General features: G+C 60.4%; 10 protein-coding genes. All 10 read left to right on the top strand.

All coding sequences use genetic code 11. The features are described 5' to 3' along the window. Positions 1 to 8 precede the first annotated feature (8 nt). The 10 genes from ACA073_RS02045 to gspF all read left to right on the top strand — a co-directional run bounded on the left by ACA073_RS02045 (position 9) and on the right by gspF (position 16,678). On the top strand, positions 9 to 1,604 hold the full coding sequence (locus tag ACA073_RS02045) for an AAA family ATPase (RefSeq protein ID WP_497401258.1): 1,596 nt from the start codon (positions 9 to 11) through the stop codon (positions 1,602 to 1,604). Positions 1,605 to 1,955: 351 nt separating this feature from the next. Next, positions 1,956 to 6,401 (top strand): glutamate synthase large subunit, encoded by a 4,446-nt coding sequence (gene gltB / locus ACA073_RS02050; RefSeq protein WP_497401260.1) that lies wholly within the window; start codon positions 1,956 to 1,958, stop codon positions 6,399 to 6,401. A 33-nt stretch (positions 6,402 to 6,434) separates the two neighbouring features. Continuing rightward, positions 6,435 to 7,853 (top strand): FAD-dependent oxidoreductase, encoded by a 1,419-nt coding sequence (locus tag ACA073_RS02055; RefSeq protein ID WP_084323148.1) that lies wholly within the window; start codon positions 6,435 to 6,437, stop codon positions 7,851 to 7,853. A gap of 254 nt (positions 7,854 to 8,107) precedes the next feature. After that, positions 8,108 to 9,175 carry a uroporphyrinogen decarboxylase gene (gene hemE / locus ACA073_RS02060; protein ID WP_461952220.1) on the top strand — a complete coding sequence of 356 codons (1,068 nt, stop codon included), beginning with the start codon at positions 8,108 to 8,110 and terminating at the stop codon, positions 9,173 to 9,175. Positions 9,176 to 9,467: 292 nt separating this feature from the next. Then, positions 9,468 to 10,934, top strand: coding sequence for an N-acetylglucosamine-binding protein GbpA (gene gbpA, locus ACA073_RS02065; protein WP_497401262.1), 1,467 nt, complete (start codon positions 9,468 to 9,470; stop codon positions 10,932 to 10,934). Positions 10,935 to 11,011: 77 nt separating this feature from the next. After that, the gene (locus ACA073_RS02070; protein ID WP_497401264.1) at positions 11,012 to 11,554 is read left to right on the top strand and encodes a cytochrome b; all 543 of its coding nucleotides are present in this window, start codon (positions 11,012 to 11,014) and stop codon (positions 11,552 to 11,554) included. Continuing rightward, positions 11,551 to 12,060 carry a hypothetical protein gene (locus tag ACA073_RS02075; protein ID WP_497401266.1) on the top strand — a complete coding sequence of 170 codons (510 nt, stop codon included), beginning with the start codon at positions 11,551 to 11,553 and terminating at the stop codon, positions 12,058 to 12,060. The genes ACA073_RS02070 and ACA073_RS02075 overlap by 4 nt, the downstream gene beginning before the upstream one ends. Positions 12,061 to 12,068: 8 nt before the next feature. Further along, positions 12,069 to 13,997 carry a type II secretion system secretin GspD gene (gspD, locus tag ACA073_RS02080; protein WP_497401268.1) on the top strand — a complete coding sequence of 643 codons (1,929 nt, stop codon included), beginning with the start codon at positions 12,069 to 12,071 and terminating at the stop codon, positions 13,995 to 13,997. Continuing rightward, on the top strand, positions 13,994 to 15,466 hold the full coding sequence (gene gspE / locus ACA073_RS02085; protein WP_497401270.1) for a type II secretion system ATPase GspE: 1,473 nt from the start codon (positions 13,994 to 13,996) through the stop codon (positions 15,464 to 15,466). Before gspD ends, gspE begins: the two co-directional genes overlap by 4 nt. 3 nt (positions 15,467 to 15,469) lie before the next feature. Further along, on the top strand, positions 15,470 to 16,678 hold the full coding sequence (gspF, locus tag ACA073_RS02090) for a type II secretion system inner membrane protein GspF (RefSeq protein WP_497401272.1): 1,209 nt from the start codon (positions 15,470 to 15,472) through the stop codon (positions 16,676 to 16,678).

Consider the following 16,678-nt stretch of genomic DNA (forward strand, 5'->3'; position numbering starts at 1 on the left):
AGATCCCGATGACTAGTTTGCACGCCGACGAGGCTTTCCTCGGCCATTACCAGTTAAGCCATGACCCTTTTGCTCCACGGGTGCCTGGTTTCAAATTCTTCCCGGCCCAGCGCAAACCGGTGCTGGGGCAGCTGCATCACCTGGCCCGCTACAGTCAGTTGCTGCTGGTGGTTACCGGCCCGCAAGGCAGTGGCAAAACGCTGTTGCGTCAGGCGTTGGTGGCCAGTACCAACAAACAATCCGTTCAGAGCGTGGTGGTTTCCGCTCGTGGCGCCGGCGATGCGGCTGGCGTGCTGCGTCAGGTGGCCCAGGCGTTGAACGTCGCTCAAGCAGAGATTGGCCCAATCCTGGCTCAGGTCGTGCAGCTCGCGCTGACAGGTCAGGAAGTCTATTTGCTGGTGGACGACGCCGAGCAACTCGACGAGTCCGCGCTGGAAGCCTTGATGGAGTTGGCCGCTGGTGCACCGGAAGGTCGCCCGCATGTGTTCCTGTTCGGTGAGTCCGCGCTGATCGCTCAACTTGAGGCGTTGAGCCTTGAGGAAGAGCGCTTCCACGTCATCGAGCTGCAGCCTTACACCGAAGAAGAAACCCGCGAATATCTGGACCAGCGGCTCGAAGGCGCTGGTCGGGGTATCGAACTTTTTACTGCGGATCAGATCTCTGATATTCACCAAAGCTCCGACGGCTGGCCTGGCAACATCAACCAGGTGGCCCGCGATGCAATGATCGAAGCCATGATTGCCAGCCGCTCAGCGGTGAAGCGTCCAAGTATGGGGTTCAACATGCCGAAGAAACACGTATTGGCGATATCCGCTGTCGTCGTGGTCGCGGTAGCCGCCGCCTGGTTGATGCCGGGTCGCAGCAAAGCACCGACCACCGGCGCACCGGCCAACGAACAGGCACAACTGCCGCTCGGCCAGGGCACGCCACAACCCAACAGCGGCGGCGCACCGGCCGTGGAATTCGCCGGTAACTCGCAACCGATGCCATTGCCGCTGGTCGGCAACTCGCAGCCGGTCATGCGCGGTCCGTTGGCCGAAGCGGCCGGTGGCATCACCGAAGGCGACGATGGCGTGCCGGTAGAAGGTTCCAGCGATACGCCGCCGACCGTGACCACCACCGCGCCGCCTGCGGGCGTTCCGGCTGGCCCGGCGCCAACGCCTGCCGCCAAGCCGGTGCCTGCGCCGACTCAGGTCGCGACGGCCAAACCCGTCCCGACGACGCCTGCCGTGAAGCCGGCGCCGGCACCGGCCAAACCAGCCGCCGTCGCAACCGCCAAGCCTGCCGAGAAACCAGCCACCGCGGCCAAGGCTGCCGGCGGCACCTGGTACGCCGGACAACCTACGAGCAATTACGTGGTGCAGATCCTCGGCACCAGCTCCGAAGCGGCGGCGCAATCCTTCGTGAAAGAGCAGGGCGGCGAGTACCGTTATTTCAAGAAAGTCCTCAACGGCAAACCGCTTTACGTCATCACTTACGGTAACTTCGCCAGCCGCGATGCCGCCGTTACCGCCATCAAGGCCTTGCCAGCGAAGGTTCAGGCTGGTAAACCTTGGCCTCGCACTGTCGCCAGCGTCCAACAGGAACTGGCAGCAACTCGCTGACGATTCGGCGGCCTTACCGAGGCCGCCTCTCCAAGCACCTCAAAATCTCTACGAGTGCGCGCCGTCTCTATAGACCGCGTGCCTTGTGGTGTCTGCGTTACAGTAGTCTTTGAGTCGTTGCGGTCAAAATTTAAAAAAGTTTTGACTAGCACAGCAGATCGCTTTAAACCTTTCACAAATGCGACATAGATTTGCGACAGTTCGTCGTCAAATTTGTGGGCGTCTGTGTCGCTGTGTACAATGACCACCCTTTTGCCCCCGCTAAGCCGGCGTACGTTCGGCGCGGAACGCAAGTGGTTGAATTGAAAAGAAATTTGCCTCGAAAAGAGGCAGCCTGGTGAGAAAGTGTCTATGAAAGCAGGTCTGTACCAACCAGATGAATTCAAGGATAACTGCGGTTTTGGCCTGATAGCCCATATGCAGGGCGAGCCCAGTCATACCCTTTTGCAAACGGCCATTGAGGCCCTGACCTGCATGACCCACCGCGGTGGGATCAACGCCGACGGCAAGACCGGTGACGGTTGCGGTCTGCTGATTCAAAAGCCGGATGTATTCCTGCGTGCGATCGCCCAGGAAACCTTCGGTGTCGAACTGCCCAAGCAATACGCGGCGGGCATGGTCTTCTTCAACCAGGACCCGGTCAAAGCCGAAGCCGCTCGCGAGAACATGAACCGCGAGATCCTGGCCGAAGGCCTGACCCTGGTCGGCTGGCGCAAAGTGCCGATCGACACCAGCGTTCTCGGCCGCCTGGCCCTCGAGCGCCTGCCGCAGATCGAACAAGTGTTCATCGGCGGTGAAGGCCTGAGCGATCAGGACATGGCGATCAAGCTGTTCAGCGCCCGTCGTCGCTCGTCCGTGGCCAACGCCGCCGACGTCGATCACTACATCTGCAGCTTTTCCCACAAGACCATCATTTATAAAGGCCTGATGATGCCGGCGGATTTGACCGCCTTCTATCCAGACCTCAGTGACCAGCGCCTGCAAACCTCGATTTGCGTGTTCCACCAGCGCTTCTCTACCAACACCCTGCCGAAATGGCCGCTGGCTCAGCCGTTCCGCTTCCTCGCCCACAACGGCGAGATCAACACCATCACCGGTAACCGCAACTGGGCCGTGGCCCGTCGCACCAAGTTCACCAATGATTTGATGGATCTGGAAGAACTCGGTCCGCTGGTGAACCGCGTCGGTTCCGACTCCTCCAGCATGGACAACATGCTCGAGCTGATGGTCACCGGTGGCATCGACCTGTTCCGTGGCGTGCGGATGATCATTCCGCCTGCGTGGCAGAACGTCGAAACCATGGACCCGGATCTGCGCGCGTTCTACGAATACAACTCGATGCACATGGAACCGTGGGACGGCCCGGCCGGCGTGGTCATGACCGACGGTCGTTACGCGGTGTGCCTGCTCGACCGTAACGGTCTGCGCCCGGCGCGTTGGGTCACCACCAAAAACGGTTTCATCACCCTGGCCTCGGAAATCGGTGTCTGGAATTACCAGCCTGAAGACGTGATCGCCAAGGGCCGCGTAGGCCCGGGCCAGATCTTTGCCGTGGACACCGAAACCGGTCAGATCCTCGACACCGACGCCATCGACAACCGTCTGAAGTCCCGTCATCCGTACAAGCAATGGCTGCGCAAGAATGCCCTGCGCATCCAGGCAACCATGGAAGACAACGACCACGGTTCGGCGTTCTACGACGTAGACCAACTCAAGCAGTACATGAAGATGTATCAGGTCACGTTCGAAGAGCGCGACCAGGTGCTGCGTCCGCTCGGCGAGCAAGGCTACGAAGCCGTTGGTTCGATGGGCGACGATACGCCGATGGCCGTGCTGTCCCAGCGCGTGCGCACGCCGTACGACTATTTCCGCCAGCAGTTCGCGCAGGTCACCAACCCGCCGATCGACCCGCTGCGTGAAGCCATCGTCATGTCGCTGGAGATCTGCCTCGGTGCCGAGCGCAACATTTTCCAGGAGTCGCCGGAACACGCCTCGCGCGTGATTCTCAGCTCGCCGGTTATTTCGCCGGCCAAGTGGCGCTCGCTGATGAACCTCGATCGTCCGGGCTTCGAACGCCAGATCATCGACCTCAACTACGACGAAAGCGTCGGCCTTGAAGCCGCAGTGCGTAACGTTGCGGATCAGGCTGAAGAAGCCGTTCGCGCCGGTCGTACCCAGATCGTGCTGAGTGACCGTCACATCGCTCCGGGCAAGTTGCCGATTCACGCTTCGCTCGCCACCGGCGCGGTGCATCACCGCCTGACCGAAAAAGGCCTGCGTTGCGACTCCAACATCCTGGTGGAAACGGCTACTGCCCGCGATCCGCATCACTTCGCAGTGCTGATCGGTTTCGGCGCTTCGGCGGTCTATCCGTTCCTGGCCTACGAAGTGCTGGGCGACCTGATCCGTACCGGTGAAGTGCTGGGCGACCTCTATGAGGTGTTCAAGAACTACCGTAAAGGCATCACCAAAGGCCTGCTGAAAATCCTGTCGAAGATGGGTATTTCGACCATCGCTTCGTACCGTGGTGCGCAGCTGTTCGAAGCCATCGGCCTGTCCGAAGAAGTCTGCAACCTGAGCTTCCGTGGTGTGCCAAGCCGCATCAAGGGCGCGCGTTTCGTCGACATCGAAGCCGAGCAGAAAGCGCTCGCCGCCGAAGCCTGGAGCCCGCGCAAGCCGATCCAGCAAGGTGGTCTGCTGAAGTTCGTCCACGGTGGTGAATATCACGCGTACAACCCGGACGTGGTTAACACTCTGCAAGCCGCTGTGCAGCAGGGCGATTACAGCAAGTTCAAGGAATACACGGCGCTGGTGGACAACCGTCCGGTGTCGATGATCCGCGACCTGTTCAAGGTCAAAACCCTGGATACGCCGCTGGACATTAGCGAGATCGAACCGCTGGAATCGGTGCTCAAGCGCTTTGATTCTGCCGGCATCTCCCTTGGCGCTCTGTCGCCGGAAGCTCACGAAGCCCTGGCCGAAGCCATGAACCGCCTCGGTGCGCGTTCCAACTCCGGCGAAGGCGGCGAAGACCCGGCGCGCTACGGCACCATCAAGAGCTCGAAAATCAAACAAGTCGCGACCGGCCGTTTCGGTGTAACCCCGGAATACCTGGTCAACGCTGAAGTGCTGCAGATCAAGGTCGCTCAGGGCGCCAAGCCCGGCGAAGGTGGGCAACTGCCAGGCGGCAAGGTCAACGGTCTGATCGCCAAGCTGCGTTACGCAGTGCCAGGCGTGACCCTGATTTCGCCGCCGCCGCACCATGACATCTACTCGATTGAAGACTTGTCGCAGCTGATTTTCGACCTGAAACAAGTTAACCCGAAGGCTTTGGTCTCGGTGAAGCTGGTGGCAGAAGCGGGCGTCGGCACCATCGCCGCCGGTGTGGCCAAGGCCTACGCGGACTTGATCACCATCTCCGGTTACGACGGCGGCACCGGTGCATCGCCGCTGACCTCGATCAAATACGCGGGCGCACCATGGGAACTCGGCCTCGCCGAAACCCACCAGACCCTGCGCGGCAACGACCTGCGCGGCAAAGTCCGAGTGCAGACCGACGGCGGCCTGAAAACCGGCCTTGACGTGATCAAGGCCGCCATTCTCGGCGCTGAAAGCTTTGGCTTCGGCACCGCGCCAATGATCGCTCTGGGCTGCAAATACCTGCGTATCTGCCACCTGAACAACTGCGCCACCGGCGTCGCGACTCAGAACGAGAAGCTGCGCAAGGATCACTACATCGGCACCGTCGACATGGTGGTGAATTTCTTCACCTACGTGGCCGAAGAAACCCGTGAGTGGCTGGCCAGACTGGGTGTGCGCTCCCTCGAAGAGTTGATCGGCCGCACCGATCTGCTGGAAATCCTCGAAGGCCAGACCGCCAAGCAGAACCACCTGGACCTGACGCCGTTGCTCGGCAGCGATCACATCCCGGCAGACAAGCCTCAGTTCTGCCAGGTCGATCGCAACCCGCCGTTCGACAAAGGCCTGCTGGCCGAGAAAATGATCGACATGGCCACGTCGGCCATCAATGACAAGAGCGGCGCCGAGTTCGCGCTGGATATCTGCAACTGCGACCGTTCGATCGGCGCGCGGATCTCCGGTGAAATCGCGCGCAAGCACGGCAATCAGGGCATGGCGAACGCGCCGATCACCTTCCGCTTCAAAGGGACGGCCGGTCAGAGCTTCGGCGTGTGGAACGCCGGCGGTTTGAACATGTACCTGGAAGGCGATGCCAACGACTACGTCGGCAAAGGCATGACCGGCGGCAAGCTGGTTATCGTTCCGCCGAAAGGCAGCGCTTACAAGACTCAGGACAGTGCCATCATCGGCAACACCTGCCTGTATGGCGCTACCGGTGGCAAGCTGTTCGCCGCCGGCACTGCGGGCGAGCGTTTTGCCGTGCGTAACTCCGGTGCTCACACCGTAGTGGAAGGTACGGGCGATCACTGCTGCGAGTACATGACCGGTGGTTTCGTCTGCGTATTGGGCAAGACCGGTTACAACTTCGGCTCAGGCATGACCGGCGGTTTCGCCTACGTGCTCGACCAGGACAACAGCTTCGTTGACCGGGTCAACCACGAACTGGTGGAAATCCAGCGGATCAGCGGTGAGGCGATGGAGGCCTATCGCAGCCACCTGCAACGTGTGCTGAACGAATACGTCGAGGAAACCGACAGCGAGTGGGGCCGTAACCTCGCTGAAAACCTCGATGACTATCTGCGTCGTTTCTGGCTGGTCAAGCCCAAGGCTGCCAACCTGAAATCGTTGCTTTCCAGCACCCGTGCCAACCCGCAGTGATATGCGCCTGAAGAGTTTGATGAGGTTTTAACAATGGCTGAACGTCTGAATAACGACTTCCAGTTCATCGACGTCGGGCGCAAAGATCCGAAGAAGAAACTGTTGCGTCAACGCAAGAAAGAGTTCGTGGAGATCTACGAACCCTTCAAACCCCAGCATTCGGCCGATCAGGCCCACCGCTGCCTGGGTTGCGGTAACCCGTATTGCGAATGGAAGTGCCCGGTGCACAACTTCATTCCGAACTGGCTGAAACTGGTGGCCGAGGGCAACATCCTTCAGGCCGCTGAACTGTCGCACCAGACCAACACCCTGCCGGAAGTCTGCGGCCGGGTGTGCCCGCAGGATCGTCTGTGCGAGGGTGCCTGCACCCTCAACGACGGTTTCGGCGCGGTGACCATCGGTTCGGTCGAGAAGTACATCACCGACACCGCGTTCGCCATGGGCTGGCGTCCGGACATGTCCAAGGTCAAGCCGACCGGCAAACGTGTTGCCATTATCGGCGCAGGCCCGGCCGGCCTGGGTTGTGCCGACGTGCTGGTACGCGGCGGCGTGACCCCGGTGGTGTTCGACAAGAACCCGGAAATCGGCGGTCTGCTGACCTTCGGCATCCCCGAGTTCAAACTGGAAAAGACCGTGCTGAGCAATCGTCGCGAAGTCTTCACCGGCATGGGCATCGAGTTCCGCCTGAACACCGAAGTGGGCAAGGACGTGTCCGTTGAGCAACTGCTCGAAGAATACGATGCAGTGTTCATGGGCATGGGCACCTACACCTACATGAAGGGCGGTTTTGCCGGTGAGGATTTGCCGGGCGTGCATGACGCGCTCGACTTCCTGATCGCCAACGTTAACCGCAACCTGGGCTTTGAAAAGTCGCCGGAAGATTTCGTCGACATGAAAGGCAAGAAGGTCGTGGTACTGGGCGGTGGCGACACGGCGATGGACTGCAACCGTACTTCGATCCGCCAGGGCGCCAAGTCGGTGACCTGTGCCTATCGTCGTGACGAAGCGAACATGCCGGGCTCGCGCAAAGAGGTGAAGAACGCCAAGGAAGAAGGCGTGAAATTCCTCTACAACCGCCAGCCGATCGCCATCGTCGGTGAAGACAAGGTTGAAGGCGTGAAAGTGGTCGAGACCCGTCTCGGCGAACCGGACGCCCGTGGCCGTCGCAGCCCCGAGCCGATTCCGGGTTCTGAAGAGATCATCCCGGCCGACGCCGTGGTCATCGCATTCGGTTTCCGTCCAAGCCCGGCGCCGTGGTTCGAGCAGTTCAGCATCCAGACCGACAGCCAGGGCCGCGTTGTGGCGCCGGAACAGGGTCAGTACAAGCATCAGACCAGCAACCCGAAAATCTTCGCCGGTGGCGATATGGTTCGAGGCTCTGACCTGGTGGTGACGGCGATCTTCGAAGGCCGTAATGCCGCCGAAGGGATCCTGGATTACCTGGGCGTCTGATCACTTCCCACCCTTGGAATGCGATCAAAAATGTGGGAGCGGGCTTGCTCGCGAAAGCGGTGTGTCAGCCAACATCAATGTCGACTGACACTCCCTCTTCGCGAGCAAGCCCGCTCCCACAGTTGTTTCTCGGTGTTGCCAAACACCGCGTTTCCCCGCGACAAATTGACCCGATAGACAAAAGGCGCGGCTCTTGCCGTGCCTTTTGCGTCGCGCTCTGAGAAAATGCCCGCACTTTTTTTCCGGATGCCGACATGACTGCCCTGAAGAACGACCGTTTCCTTCGCGCCCTGCTCAAGCAACCCGTAGACGTCACGCCGGTATGGATGATGCGTCAGGCCGGTCGCTACCTGCCTGAATACCGCGCCAGCCGTGCCAAGGCCGGCGACTTCATGAGCCTGTGCATGAACCCGGCGTTCGCTTGCGAAGTCACGATGCAACCGCTCGACCGCTATCCGCAACTGGACGCGGCGATCCTGTTCTCCGATATCCTCACCATCCCCGATGCCATGGGCCAGGGCCTGTACTTCGAAACCGGTGAAGGTCCGCGCTTCAAGAAAGTCGTCAGCACCCTGGCCGATATCGAAGCCCTGCCGATTCCTGATCCGCACAAAGACCTCGGCTACGTGATGGACGCGGTCAGCACCATCCGCCGCGAACTGAACGGCCGCGTTCCGCTGATCGGCTTCTCCGGCAGCCCGTGGACCCTGGCCACCTACATGGTCGAAGGCGGCTCGTCGAAAGACTTCCGCAAGACCAAGGCCATGCTCTACGACAACCCGCAAGCCATGCACCTGCTGCTGGACAAGCTCGCGCAGTCGGTGACTTCGTACCTGAATGGCCAGATCATGGCCGGCGCGCAAGCGGTGCAGATCTTCGACACCTGGGGCGGCAATCTTTCGGCGGCGGCGTACCAGGAATTCTCCCTGGCTTACATGCGCAAAATCGTCAGCGGCCTGATACGCGAGCACGAAGGTCGCAAAGTGCCGGTGATCCTGTTCACCAAGAACGGCGGCCTGTGGCTGGAAAGTATCGCCGACGCTGGCGCTGATGCACTGGGCCTGGACTGGACCTGCGACATCGGCAACGCCCGTGATCGCGTCGGCAGCAAAGTCGCGTTGCAGGGCAACATGGACCCGACCGTGCTCTACGCGAAACCGGAAGCCATTCGCACCGAAGTCGGTCGCATCCTCGCCAGTTATGGCAAGGGCAGCGGTCACGTGTTCAACCTCGGTCATGGCATCACCCCGGAGGTCGATCCGGAACATGCGGGTGCGTTCCTGCGCGCGGTGCATGAGTTGTCAGCGCAGTATCACGAGTAGTCTTGTTCACGTTCCAATCAGCCTGTCCTGTTAACGCCGAACAGGCTTTTTTTTGTCACTAAAAACTTATGCCTGCTTAATGAATGTCTTCTTGTAAGAATGTTTTCTCTCTTTGTCAGAAAAGTGAAGAGAGAGACCAATCCTCATGTGACCGGCGACTTGTCCTACATAGAAACTTCGTTCATCCCGGTAACGTTTCAGACCTTCGTTCGGTGCCGCACACCGAACGGAATTGCGGACAGCGGCGCCACCCAGGCGCCTCAATTTTCGATAAGTAGTCTGGAACACAATCATGAAAAAAACGTTCTACAAAGGAGGTGCGTTAACCGCATGCTCCTCTTCAATGATCCTGTTATCGGCAATGTTGGCGTCTCAAACTGTTTCGGCGCATGGCTATATTGAAGTGCCGCCTTCGCGGGCGTTGCTCTGCCAGAAAGGGTTGAACACTAACTGTGGCGGTGCTCAGTATGAACCTCAAAGCGTCGGTGAAACCTTCAAGGGCTTCCCGGCCGGCAATGGCGGTGGTGCAGGACTAGGCCCGGTCGACGGCAAGATCGCCAGTGGCGGTCACGCGTTGTTTTCCGCGTTGGATGCTCAGTCTGCTACTCGCTGGCATTTGACTGAGATCAAAGATCGCAACATTGATTTCCAATGGCATTACACCGCGGTGCACCCGGCGACCAAACATGAGTATTTCATCACTCGCAACGGCTGGAACCCAAACGAGTCGCTGAAACGCGCTTCCTTCGAAAGCACGCCGTTCTGCACCATCGATGGCGGTAATCAGAAGCCTGAGTCGGGTGCCAAGCACAGCTGCACCATCCCGGCAGAAAAATCTGGCCACCATGTGATTCTGGGGATCTGGACGGTTGGAGATACACAAGCGGCGTTTTACAACCCGGCCGACGTGAACATTATTGCGGAAGCGGAGTTGCCAGGTGGCTGGTCTTCCGTGGGTGGCATCGCGCCGTCGGCTCAATTGCTGATCGGCGACAAGGTCAAGGCCCGTGCATTCTCCGCTACCGGCGAGAACCCGGACTACAGCGTCGAACTCTCCATCGATAAAGTCGAAGATGGCGCGCCAAACGACTGGTCGCTCAAACTGGCGGAAAAAATCAACAGCACACACACGCTGATCCGCGCCGGTATCCGTGACGACGCCGGCAACATCGCGCCGGTCCGGGGTAACAACACCCTGTACGCTCAGAAAGACAGCGGCGTAACCCGTTACGAAGTACAGCTGGACATGAAGGAAGACGCCGCTGCCCGCATGTCGGTCGCCTCCCAGCAAGCGGAATACGTTCTGGATAAAGGCCTGGCCAAGATCAATTTTAGCATGATCTCCAATCGCAAAATGAACGTCGAAGCGACCTTGTTCGATGAGAACAACAAGCCAGTCGGTTCGACCTCGGCTCAGGTGGACAGCGGCACTTCCAGCTTGGTTATCGATGTTCGCAGCAACCCCGGCAAACACACCCTGACACTGGTCGGCAGCACTCTGGATGGTCGTACCAATCGCCAGGACACCCAACCGACCAACATGACCGGCGAAGGTGCCGGTGCCGACTATGACTTCGTGTTCCCCGAAGGCTTCACCGAGTACAAAGCCGGCACCAAAGTGCTGCAACCGAAGACCAATGAAGTCTTCGAATGCAAGCAGGGCGCCGAAGCCGGTTACTGCAAGCAGTACAGTCCGACCGCCAACGGATTCGAACCTGGCGTAGGTGCGCACTGGCACATGGCGTGGAACAAGCTTTAAGCCCGCCGTAACACTTCAGGCGATCCGCAAATGGATCGCCTGAAGGTTCATCCTCTTTTTGAAAATCGAGTTGAAAAATGACGGTTTTGGGTTATTCCACCCAACGCGTTTGGCTGCACTGGTTATCGGCGGCAGTCATCGTTTGGACCCTGATTTCCGGTTTTTATGTAGCCAGCGTCGACGTGTCGCCACGGGTCGCTCAAGGGGTCGCTTTTCTCAATGTGTCGCTGACCACGGTGTTCATACCGTTTTTCGTCTGGCGCTTGGTTATTTATGTCGCTCATGCCCGAGATACGAGCGTGATGGGCCTTGATTTCATGGAAAAACTCGCGCTGCTCGCGCACACGCTGATCTATCTCGTTATCAGTGTCGTGCTGGTCACCGGCGTGTTGATGATGGATCGCCCGATCGACGTGTTCGGTGTGGTCGAAATAGCTCAGCCGCTGAGCGATCCTGAGCTGATCTCCCGGTTCCTGATCATTCACGTTTGGGCCTGTGTTGTCCTTTCGTTGCTTGTCGTGCTGCATGTCGGCGCGGTCGTTGTGCATGAGCTGTGCGGCCACCGCGTGCTGCGGCGAATGTCTTTGTGCAGCCTTGTTCGAAGTGAACGCCTCGAGTGAGCAGGCGCCTGAGCACACTCTGCCTGCTGGTTATAGCCGTCGGTTACGGCGCGTTTTTGACGTGGCAGGAGTGGGGTTTTCGCAACAGCCTTGCCTCGCCGTTGTCGTTCGCTGCGACCGTGCCGACGCCACCGTCCCGTGCGCCCCTCGATACCACAGCGGTCGCAACGGTACTCGGTCTGACGACTGACACCGCGTTGCTGCCCAGTGCCGAGCCACTGACCTTGCAGGCCAGTTTTGTCCTCGACACAGGGTTGTCCAGAGCGTTGTTGGCGGATGCTCAGGGCTCGCGGATTTACCAGGTGGGGGATCAGTTGCCGGGTGGCAGCATCCTGCGTCGCGTCGAGGTGAATCAAGCGGTGTTGTGGAACAAGGGCCGAGAAGAGGTGCTGAGTTTGCAGACCTCTTCCGCGAGTTTCCTGCGCCAACTCGACTCGCCATCCCACCCACAGACACCCGTCAGTTCTACGCGTTTTCTACGCCCTCTTTCCGGGCAGTCAGAGTGATCACACCCATGAACAGCTTCATCGGCGCGCATACCCTGCGCACCCTTCTTTTTCTGACCGCTTTGATGATGGCGCTCTTTCATCAGGCGCTGCAGGCCGAGGAAGAAAAATGGCAACTGGCGATGAACAATGCCGAGTTGCGCGACATCGTTGAAGAAATCTCGACCATTCTCGGGACCACGGTGGTGCTTGACCCCAGAGTCTCCGGGCGCATCACCGTCATGTCCCGCCAGGCCCTCGACCGCGAAGGCGTTCGCCGGTTGTTTTACTCGGTGCTCGATGCCCATAACTTTACGGTGATCGACGAAGGTGACCGCATTCTGATCACGCCGGTCACCGAAGCGAAAACCCGTGCAGGCCAAGGCACCGCAAAAAACGCCACGGCGTCGCAGTTCGTCACTCAGGTCATCGAATTGAACACCAGCAGCGCCTCCGATATTGCCGGGTTGGTCCGGCCACTGGTGTCGGTCAACGGTTACGTCGGCCCGTCGGTGTCGGCCAATGCGCTGGTCGTCACCGATACGGCTGCCAATGTGGGTCGCATTGCCAAGGTCGTGCGTCAGCTGGATTCGGGGCAGAACAACCTGCATGCCGTGGTGCAATTGCGTCACGCCCAGGCTGCGGATGTGGCCACGATCATTGAATCTTCACTGGGCAAGCGCAACGCCGATACGGCGATTCAAGTGCTGGCCGATAGCCGAACCAACCGCCTGATCTTCATTGGCCCGCCAGCGGTTCGCCAGCGCTTGCTCGATCTGGCGCGTGGCCTCGACACGCCTGCCACCGCGTCCCTCGACAATGCCCGGGTCATCCGTTTGCGCCACAGCGATGCCAAGCAATTGGCCGACATTCTGGAAACGATGGGTCAGGGCCGAAAACAGGCATCGACCCTCGGCGGCGTGAAGGAAAACCCGTCCAGCGCTACGTTCATGATCAAGGCCGACGAAAGCCAGAACGCGTTGGTGCTGATCGCCGAGCCCGCGCAAATCCGCACTATCGAAAACATCGTGCGCCAGTTGGACCAGCCGCGGGCCCAAGTGCTGATCCATGCCGCCATCGTCGAAATTTCCGGAGACATCGCGCAAGCCGTAGGCGTCCAGTGGGGCATCAGCAGCGGCGACGCGAAGGGCTTTATCAACTTCCCCGGCACTGACATTCCGATCATTGGCGGGCTGAGCTTCGACGAGAAAAAATCAGCCCCTGAGGGCGCAATCCTGCAACTGGGCAGTGACCGTTTCGGCGCGTTGATTTCGGCATTGGCCAGCAATACCCATAGCAATCTGCTTTCCACACCGAGCCTGCTGACCCTGGACAATCAGGAAGCGGAAATCATCGTCGGTCAAAACGTGCCGTTCAAGACGGGCTCCTACGCCACCAACAGCAATGGTGCGGACAATCCGTTTACCACCGTCGAGCGCAAGGACGTCGGCATCAGCCTGAAGATCAAGCCGTACATCAACGAAGGTTCGACGTTGCGCCTGGAGGTGGAGCAGGAAGTGTCGGACATTGCACCGTCGGTGTCCGGTATCGACTCTTCCGACCTGATCACCAACAAGCGTGCACTCAAGAGCACCATCCTGGCCGACGATGGCGAGATCATCGTGATCGGCGGTTTGATCCGCGACAGCGTCCGCACCCAGCAAAGCGGTGTGCCGCTGCTGCGCGACATTCCTTACCTGGGCGCGCTGTTTCGCTGGACCCGGGACACGCAAACCAAAAGCAACCTGATGGTGTTTTTGCGACCCACCATCGTGCGCAGCAAGGAAGATCTGGCCGACGTGAGCCAGCAGCGATACAACGCACTGCGACAGTTGAGCCAGCCGGGCGCGCACGGGAACAACTCCTTGTTGCTGCCAGCAGAATCGCGGCAGTTGTTCGACCCGGCCACTGATGCGCCCGTGTTCGATTTGCGCAAGCAGACCCCGGCTACGCCATGAGCGAAAAAATCGAACAGCTGCCTTTTGGTTTCGCCCGGCGTTTTGGCGTTCTGCTGGCGTGCGAGGGGACCGATTCGAGCCTTGTGCTGCGAGCCGATACGCCGCTGACGGCGCTGTCGGAAGCACGCCGGGTGTGCGGCCGGGATCTGCCGGTCCGGGTGCTGGATGCCGATGCGTTCGCAGCGCGTCTGGCCGCCGCTTTCCGCGACGGTCAGAGCGCGGCGGAGCAGGTGGCCCAAGGGCTGGACGACGAACTGGACCTGCTCAGCCTGGTCGATCAAGTCCCGCAAACCGCCGATTTGCTGGAGCAGCAGGGCGACGCGCCGATCATCCGGCTCATTAACGCACTGCTCAGCGAAGCCGTGCGCGAGCATGCCTCGGACGTGCACCTTGAAACCTTCGAGCACTCGCTGTCGGTGCGCATGCGGGTCGACGGGCAATTGCGCGAAATGCTCAGGCCCCGACGTGAATTGGCGACGCTGCTGGTGTCGCGGATCAAGGTCATGGCGCGTCTGGACATCGCTGAAAAACGTATCCCCCAGGACGGTCGAATGGCCCTGCGACTGGCCGGACACGAGGTTGATGTGCGGGTCTCGACGTTGCCGTCGGCGCACGGCGAACGGGTCGTGCTGCGGTTGCTCGACAAACAGGCCGGGCGCCTGGAGTTGCAGCGACTCGGTATGCCAGCCGATACCCTCGCCGCGTTGCGCCAGTTGCTCGGAAAACCTCACGGCATTCTGCTGGTAACCGGTCCCACCGGCTCCGGCAAGACCACCAGTCTGTACGCTGCGCTGAGCAGCCTGAACGATCAGACGCGGAACATTCTCACGGTCGAAGACCCCATCGAATATCACCTGCCGGGTGTGGGGCAGATGCCGGTCAATCCGAAAGTGGACATGACCTTTGCCCGAGGCTTGCGGGCAATTTTGCGTCAGGATCCGGACGTGGTGATGGTCGGCGAAATCCGCGATCGCGAGACCGCTGAAATCGCCGTTCAGGCCTCGCTCACGGGGCACCTGGTGCTCTCGACGTTGCACACCAACAGCGCGGTGGGCGCGGTAACGCGGCTGGTGGACATGGGCGTCGATGCCTACCTGCTGGCGTCGTCGCTAGTGGGCATTCTGGCTCAACGTTTACTGCGCACGCTGTGCCCGCATTGCAAGTCGTCGTACCGCGCCGACGCAGCCGTGTGTCAGCGTCTCGGGCTCGATGCAGCGGCGCCACCGCAGCTGTTCAGCGCCGTGGGGTGTGAGCAGTGCCAGCACGGTTATCGCGGGCGTATCGGGATTTACGAATTGATCAGCGTCACGCCGGCCGTGTCGGCACTGATTCATCAGGGCGCCAGCGAGCAGGCGTTGATCGATGAGACGCGCAAGGTCTCCCGCAGCCTGTTTCAGGACGGTCGGCAACGGGTGCTCGACGGGGTGACCAGCCTTGACGAGTTACTGCGCGTGACCCAGGAGGACTAGCGAGTGCCGACATTCGACTACCACGCTGACGATGCCCAAGGCCGACGCTGCAAGGGCCGACTGGAAGCCGATAGCCCGCGCCATGCCCGACAGCTGATGCGCGAGCGCGGTTTGTGGCCGCGTGAATTGAGTGAGGTCAGCACCGGGGGCGCCGCGGGCGCGCAACCCCGCAGCGGGCGTCTGGGCGCGGCTGAACTGGCGCTGTTGACGCTGCAGTTATCCACGCTCGTTCAGGCCGGTCTGCCCCTGGAAGAAGCGCTGGAAGCGGTGACCAAACAGAGTGCCAGGCGCAAGGTCGCCGGCCTGTTGTCGGCGGTCCGCAGCCGGGTGATGGAAGGTCATGCCCTTTCAACCGCGTTGGGTCTGTTTCCCAAAGCATTCCCTGAACTGTTTCGCGCCACCGTCGCCGCCGGGGAGCGCTCCGGGCACTTGGGTCATGTGCTGGAGCAACTGGCGGCGTACACCCAGGCGCGTCAGGCCTCGCGGCAGAAAATCCAGATGGCTTTGGTGTACCCGTTGATCCTGATGCTGGCCAGCGTGGCGATCGTTGGTTTCCTGCTCGGTTACGTGGTGCCGGACGTGGTGAAAATCTTCGTCGACAGCGGCCAGCCGCTGCCTTGGCTGACTCAGGTGCTGATCGGTTTGAGCGACGGTCTGCGCAAGCATTTCCTGCCATTGATAGGCGTGCTGGCGACGTTGATCGGTCTTTGCCGCTGGAGTTTGCGCCAGCCCCTCTGGCGCCTGCGCTGGCATCGCCTGGCGTTGAAGCTGCCGATAGCGGGCGAGGTATTGCGGGCGATGGAAGCCGCACGGTTTGCCAGCACCCTGGCGATCCTCGGCAAAAGTGCCGTGCCACTGGTGGATGCGCTGGAAATTGCCGCCGCCGTCATCGGCAACCTGACCATTCGCGCGCGCATGGTCGATGTCGCCCGCTCCGTACACGAAGGCGGAACCCTGACCCGGGGCCTGGAGCTCAGCGGCGACATCCCGCCGATGATGCTGCACATGATCGCCAGCGGCGAACGCGCCGGCGAACTCGATCACATGCTGGTCCGGGCCGCCGAGCAACAGGAAAACAGCCTGGCGGCGCGGATCGCGCTGGTCGTGAGCCTCTTCGAACCGGCCATGCTGGTGCTGATGGGCGGCGTCGTGCTGCTGATCGTCATGGCCATTCTTCTACCGATTCTCAGCCTTAACCAATTGGTGAACTGA

The organism is Pseudomonas sp. LBUM1670 (genome assembly GCF_059695695.1).